The organism is Streptococcus sp. DD04 (assembly GCF_001578725.1).
Lineage (GTDB): Bacteria > Bacillota > Bacilli > Lactobacillales > Streptococcaceae > Streptococcus > Streptococcus sinensis.
On record NZ_KQ968978.1, the window covers coordinates 374,556 to 380,719 of the forward strand.

At 41.5% G+C, this 6,164-nt stretch carries 6 protein-coding genes; 2 read left to right on the forward strand and 4 right to left on the reverse strand.

Annotated elements, in window-relative coordinates:
• The 4 genes from STRDD04_RS06760 to STRDD04_RS06775 form a co-directional block, all read right to left on the reverse strand.
• Window positions 1-542: helix-turn-helix domain-containing protein (locus tag STRDD04_RS06760; protein WP_062200539.1), on the reverse strand; the 542-nt coding region annotated here is incomplete at its 3' end.
• Between the two features lie 170 nt (window positions 543-712).
• Window positions 713-1,099 (reverse strand): bleomycin resistance protein, encoded by a 387-nt coding sequence (locus STRDD04_RS06765; RefSeq protein ID WP_062200540.1) that lies wholly within the window; start codon window positions 1,097-1,099, stop codon window positions 713-715.
• Between the two features lie 11 nt (window positions 1,100-1,110).
• Window positions 1,111-1,938, reverse strand: a complete 828-nt coding sequence (locus tag STRDD04_RS06770) for an exodeoxyribonuclease III (protein ID WP_062200542.1) — start codon at window positions 1,936-1,938, stop codon at window positions 1,111-1,113.
• 84 nt (window positions 1,939-2,022) lie between these two features.
• Window positions 2,023-2,694 carry a methyltransferase family protein gene (locus STRDD04_RS06775; protein WP_062200543.1) on the reverse strand — a complete coding sequence of 224 codons (672 nt, stop codon included), beginning with the start codon at window positions 2,692-2,694 and terminating at the stop codon, window positions 2,023-2,025.
• A 435-nt stretch (window positions 2,695-3,129) separates the two neighbouring features.
• Between STRDD04_RS06775 and metG the strand changes: the two genes are divergently transcribed.
• Together metG and STRDD04_RS06785 are read left to right on the forward strand one after the other, a co-directional pair.
• Window positions 3,130-5,130 (forward strand): methionine--tRNA ligase, encoded by a 2,001-nt coding sequence (gene metG / locus STRDD04_RS06780; protein ID WP_062200545.1) that lies wholly within the window; start codon window positions 3,130-3,132, stop codon window positions 5,128-5,130.
• A gap of 316 nt (window positions 5,131-5,446) precedes the next feature.
• On the forward strand, window positions 5,447-6,103 hold the full coding sequence (locus tag STRDD04_RS06785; protein ID WP_062200546.1) for a DUF4230 domain-containing protein: 657 nt from the start codon (window positions 5,447-5,449) through the stop codon (window positions 6,101-6,103).
• The last annotated feature ends 61 nt before the right edge of the window (window positions 6,104-6,164 follow it).

Here is a 6,164-nt window from a genome sequence, read left to right on the forward strand (position 1 = left end):
GTGCCAATTCCAAGGCCAAATAGAACAGGAAGGATGATTCTTTGGTAGGGAGCTTTACCCCTTTCTTCGGCTTCTTCAATCTCGCTCAGACTGCGTCCTTGATCATAGGCGACAATCTGGCGATAGGTACGAAGATTATGCGTTTTCTTGAATTTCTCAATGCGTAGAGCGTAGAACATCGCGATAGCAAAAATCAAGCAACTAATAGCGATGCCGTACCAATCCAAATAAAGAATTAGGGGAATGCTGATGATAGGACTGCCAATTAGCAGCAAGCTAAAGACCACTCCATCTTTTTGATAGCGCATAAATTCTTGGTCGTGAATAATTTGTTTCATAGTTTCCAGATCTCCTTTTACTAGTTTGTCCAACGACACTTCAACGACCTTGCTCAGTAAGAGCAGATTTTGAATATCAGGGTAGGTCGCGCCGCGTTCCCAGTTGGAAATGGAGTGACGGCTGACAAAGATTATTTCAGCTAAATCGTCTTGAGATAAATTTTTCTCTTTACGATAGTGCTGGATTTGCTTTCCGACTTGCATAAGATTTCCTCGCTTTCTGATTTCATTCTACTCAATTTTACTGAAAATGGCTATCAAAGTTCTTTGACATGCTGATTTCATGGGCTTTAGCAAAGGTTTTTGTCACTGGATTTACAGGTCTGTCAATTTATATTTACCTACTGAAAAAGGGGCCAGCAGCCTCCTTTTTCTTATTCACTAAATCTTAAAAAATAACCATCTGGGTCCAAAATCGCAAATTCATGAGGATAAATAAAGCTATCTCCTACGCGAAATTCTCTTTTTGTCAGCGGACGATGGATGGGATAGTCAGCTTCTAGCAGTTTTTGGTGGAGCTGTGGGACATTCTTGATGCCAAAGGAAATATTGACACCGCGCCCAAAAGGATAGGTCAGTTGGGCTAATTCCTCTGCGCTGCCTTCTTCTAGCATGAGCTGGCAGTCTTCAAGCGAGAGGAAGAGAAACTTTTCCTCTGAACGCTCATATTCGACAGAGAAACCAAGCAAGTCGCAGTAGAAGTGGCGCGACTGTTCGATGTTCGATACCATAAATTCAGGAATGACAGCCTGATAGTCCATAATCCTTCTCCTTAGATCTCAATCTCCATGACAATTGGTGTGTGGTCTTGCCGTGCACCGGAGTCAATCATATTAGACTTGGTTACCTTGTCAGCCACGCGGTTGCTGGTCAGCCAGTAGTCGATTCTCCAGCCTGTGTTGTTGATTTTGGAAGTTTTGCTGCGCTGCGCCCACCAAGTGTATTGGTTAGGAATATCGCCGTGCAAGTGACGGAAGGTGTCGGTAAAGCCTTTGGCTAGCAGGTTGGTGAAGCCAGCGCGCTCTTCATCGGTAAATCCTGGTGAACGGTGGTTGCTGGCTGGATTGGCCAAGTCGATTTCCTTATGGGCCACATTGTAGTCACCAGTTGCAAGCACTGGTTTTTGTTCATCTAGTGTTGCCAAGTATTCAGCGTATTTGGCATCCCAGACTTGACGGTCATCCAAGCGTTTGAGGCCATCGCCAGCATTAGGCGTATAGACCTGAGTGACGAAGAAGCTGTCAAACTCCAGTGTAATAATGCGACCTTCGACATCCATAGTCGACGGAGCACCGATTTCTGGGAAGGTCACGATGGGTGTCAGTTCATTTTTGTAAAGGAACATGGTTCCTGCATAGCCTTTGCGGGCCGGCTCTTGGGACGAACGCCAAGTGTTTTCATAGTCTGGGAAGAGGTTTGTCAAGATTTCCAAGTGCTTTTTAGTCGGACCTTTAGCAGATAACTTTGTTTCCTGAATGGCTATAATATCCGCCTTTTCTGCCTGAAGTGTCTGAAGAACAGCCTGAGAGAGCTGAGCGCGTGCAGAATCACTGGTCAGGGCAGCGTTGAGGGAGTCAATATTCCAAGAGATGAGTTTCATAAGGGTACCTTTTCTAGACTTATTTTTTTCTATTTTACCAAAAAAAGGCTAAGCAGGCGAGTTTTGGGTTTGTCATTTTCTTTGTTACCATAGGAATGGAATGATTTTTGTAGTGACTTGATTTTTGTATTCTTGATAGCCTTCTAGATTCTTTTCTAAGAAAGCCTCTTCTCCTTTCATGCGCTGGTTGATAATAGGAAGATAAAGAAGCATGACAAGGAAAGCTAAAAGTGAACCTAAAATGAGCGGAATGCTCAGAAACAGGCCAAGGGTTGCTAGATACATAGGATGTCTGACGATTCCGTAAAGCCCAGTTGAAATGACGTTTTGCTGGTCTTGAACATCAATAATTCTAAATAAATGGTTATTTTCTCGCAGAACTTCAGCATAGAGGAGATAGGATGCTAGAAAAATGAAACTTGCACACCATGTGATTCGGCTGGGGACTTGAAACCAAGAGAAACGATAGTCTAAACCAGCTAAGATAAAGGTAGCAAGAAAGAGTAAAGCACTCAAAAAAATGATCTGCTTTTGTTCCTTTTCTTTCTCTTTCATTTCCAGTCTTTTTCTGAGGAGGTCAGGTTTATAAAGGAACAGAAGGATTCCAATCAAGAGCATTGGTAGAAAGACCAATCCCACGAGAAGCCAGCCCTTCCAAAAGTCTAAACTTCCTGCTGGTATAAAAATGAGCAAAATCAAAAACATAAGACCAGACAGGTATTTTAGAATAACTTGGCTAATAAGATGTGTTTTCATTTTTAGCCCTCCTTTGCTCCATTATACTAAAAATCTGTGTAAACATTCACTCGGAAGGCATCGATTCCTAAAAATTATTTGCAAAAATTCACTCGAAGAGCATCAAATACAAAAATTTATTTGTAAAAATTAGCTAGAAAGACTCGTGTTGCATATATTTAGTAGCAACCGAGTTGTCGAATAGCAGTAATTCAAAAGATTTATAGATAAAAAGGACGTCGAAAGGCGTGACTTCCCATAAATTATTGTCAAAAAGTTCGTCGAGAGACTGACTAAAAGCGGTTATCCTGACATTTCTAATATTTTTATCGCAGAGTAAGAAAGCGGCATTTTATTTATGTTTACTATAGGTGACTATCTTTTCGCAAACCCCGTGAAATATGATATAATGAGGTGTTATCAAAAAAGGTTTCATTAGCCTTGAAAGGATTAAAAATGACTACAAAACAACCGTTTTATATTACGACACCTATTTATTATCCGTCTGGCAAGCTCCATATCGGATCTGCCTATACGACTATTGCCTGCGATGTTTTGGCTCGCTACAAGCGTCTCATGGGCTACGATGTTTTCTATTTGACTGGTCTTGATGAGCACGGTCAAAAAATCCAGCAAAAAGCTGAGGAAGCTGGTATCAGCCCACAAGCTTACGTCGATGGCATGGCGGTTGGTGTCAAGGAGCTCTGGCAGCTCTTGGCTATTTCCTATGATAAATTTATCCGGACAACTGATGACTACCACGAAAAGGTTGTAGCCGATGTCTTTGAAAAACTCTTGGCCCAAGATGATATCTACTTGGGTGAATATTCAGGCTGGTATTCTGTATCTGATGAGGAATTCTTTACTGAAAGCCAGCTGGCAGAAGTCTTTCGTGATGAAAATGGGAAAGTAACCGGCGGAATTGCGCCGTCTGGACATGAAGTGGAATGGGTATCAGAGGAGTCTTACTTCCTTCGTCTGAGCAAGTACCAAGACCGCTTGGTAGAATTCTTCAAATCACAGCCAGACTTTATCACACCTGATGGCCGACTCAATGAAATGCTGAAAAACTTCATTGAGCCAGGCTTGGAAGACTTGGCCGTTTCTCGGACGACCTTTACCTGGGGCGTTCCAGTGCCGTCTAATCCTAAGCATGTTGTCTATGTTTGGATTGATGCCCTGCTCAACTATGCGACAGCCCTTGGTTACGGTCAGGACGACCATGCCAATTACGATAAATTCTGGAATGGAACAGTCTTCCACATGGTGGGCAAGGACATTCTGCGTTTCCACTCTATCTACTGGCCAATCTTGCTTATGATGCTGGATATTAAGTTGCCTGACCGCCTGATTGCCCACGGTTGGTTTGTCATGAAGGATGGCAAGATGTCCAAGTCTAAGGGCAATGTGGTCTATCCTGAAATGCTGGTAGAACGCTATGGCTTGGATGCATTGCGCTATTACCTCATGCGCAGTCTTCCGGTCGGCTCAGACGGAACTTTCACGCCAGAAGATTATGTTGGCCGTATCAACTACGAGCTAGCCAACGACCTTGGAAACCTGCTCAACCGAACTGTTTCCATGATTAACAAGTACTTTGATGGGCAAGTCCCAGCTTATGAAGAAAATGTGACAGAATTCGATGGAGCTCTGGCTCAGGTGGCAGCTGAATCAATCACTGACTACTACAGACACATGGATGCAGTGGACTACCCACGCGCGCTGGAAGCAGTCTGGACGCTCATCTCCCGAACTAATAAATACATTGATGAAACCGCTCCTTGGGTACTAGCTAAGGATGAAGCTCTCCGCAATCAACTTGCAAGTGTTATGAGCCACTTGTCAGCGAGCCTTCGTGTTGTGGCGCACTTGATTGAGCCTTTCATGATGGAAACCAGCAAGGCTGTCCTCAGTCAACTGGGCTTGCCTCAAGCAGTTTCGTTGGAAAACCTAGCAATTGACCATCTCCCAGCAGGTCTGACAGTGGTAGAAAAAGGAACGCCAATCTTCCCACGTCTGGATATGGAGGAAGAAATTGCCTATATCAAAGAACAAATGGAAGGCAACAAACCTGCGGTTGAAAAAGAATGGAATCCAGAAGAAGTCGAGCTTAAACTTAACCGCAAGGAAATCAAGTTTGACGACTTTGATAAGGTAGAAATCCGAGTTGCTGAAGTTAAAGAGGTTTCTAAAGTTGAAGGTTCTGATAAGCTCCTTCAGTTCCGTTTGGATGCAGGAGATGGTGAGGACCGCCAAATCCTCTCAGGAATTGCGAAATATTATCCAAACGAACGAGAATTGGTCGGCAAAAAAGTCCAAATCGTTGCCAACCTCAAGCCACGTAAGATGATGAAAAAATATGTCAGCCAAGGGATGATTCTATCAGCCGAGCACGGCGACCAACTGACTCTCCTTACCGTGGACGAAAAAGTCCCAAATGGAAGTTTGATTGGGTAACGAATGTTATTTAGAACAATTTCTACAATAGGAAATATCGATTAGCAAACCAACCTAATAAGTAATGAATCCCGGCAAGATGCTGGGATTTTTTGTGAATAATTTTTTAAAAACACTTGACAATTCATATATATATATATATATAATACCTAATGAAAAGGTTTTAGGAGTTAAATGATGAAAATAGTAAAAATTGCATCACTTGTTTTGTTGTTGCTTTTAATTGTCGTTCTTTTTCCTCTGAATCCCTATTTATCAGCTATCCTTGCTATAATTAGTCTTGGAACAGCATTTTTGATTCGGAGGAAATAGGATAATGAAAATAGTTAAGGATTTCATAAAAAAGGTTTTGGGGGCTAAGATTTACGTTTGGATTGTGGTAGCCATTCTCGCTATCTTTTTTGTTGTTGCGAAAACGTATAATATTATTGGGTACTTCCAAGGGAAAAATGCTTCAGATGAACAGACCCAAGTCTATACTCGAATCACTCACTTAGAACAAGTTAACCAAAGTGTCTTTTTAAATGTTGGAATTCAAAAAGTTGAAACGATTGAGAAAGATAAAAAAATACCCGGTACTAATATCAGTATTCCACTATCTGTTAAGAAAGCAATCATCATTTTTAAGTATACAGCTAAATTTGGAATTAAAGAAGCAATCAGGGTTAGGAAAATCGCTGAGCATGAATATGAGTTGACTATCCCTAAATATGAAGTCATAGGAGTTCAGATGCCAGATAATCCCAAAGAACGATATAAATTATATGATACGAGTGGAGAGTTGTTGAGCGGTTCAACAGAAAATATTGATACTGGAGAATATGTTAGTAAGGAGCTCAGCAATAAAGAACAAGAAGAATATCTTAAACAATATAAAAATCTTATCACAGAATCAGCCGAGCAATATTATAGAGCTATTGTGACTGGTATTGACCCAGAAGCTAAAGTGACCTTTAAAAATGTGAATGAATAAGTCAATCTTAAAATCTTATAATTATTTCTAATCTAAAAGAAGAGTCTGGGACAATAGTCCG

Excerpts from the sequence above, each read along its gene's own strand:
- STRDD04_RS06765 (WP_062200540.1), bottom strand. The coding sequence starts at position 1,099 with ATGGACTATCAGGCTGTCATTCCTGAATTTATGGTATCGAACATCGAA.
- STRDD04_RS06770 (WP_062200542.1), bottom strand. The coding sequence starts at position 1,938 with ATGAAACTCATCTCTTGGAATATTGACTCCCTCAACGCTGCCCTGACC.
- STRDD04_RS06775 (WP_062200543.1), bottom strand. The coding sequence starts at position 2,694 with ATGAAAACACATCTTATTAGCCAAGTTATTCTAAAATACCTGTCTGGT.
- metG (WP_062200545.1), top strand. The coding sequence starts at position 3,130 with ATGACTACAAAACAACCGTTTTATATTACGACACCTATTTATTATCCG.
- STRDD04_RS06785 (WP_062200546.1), top strand. The coding sequence starts at position 5,447 with ATGAAAATAGTTAAGGATTTCATAAAAAAGGTTTTGGGGGCTAAGATT.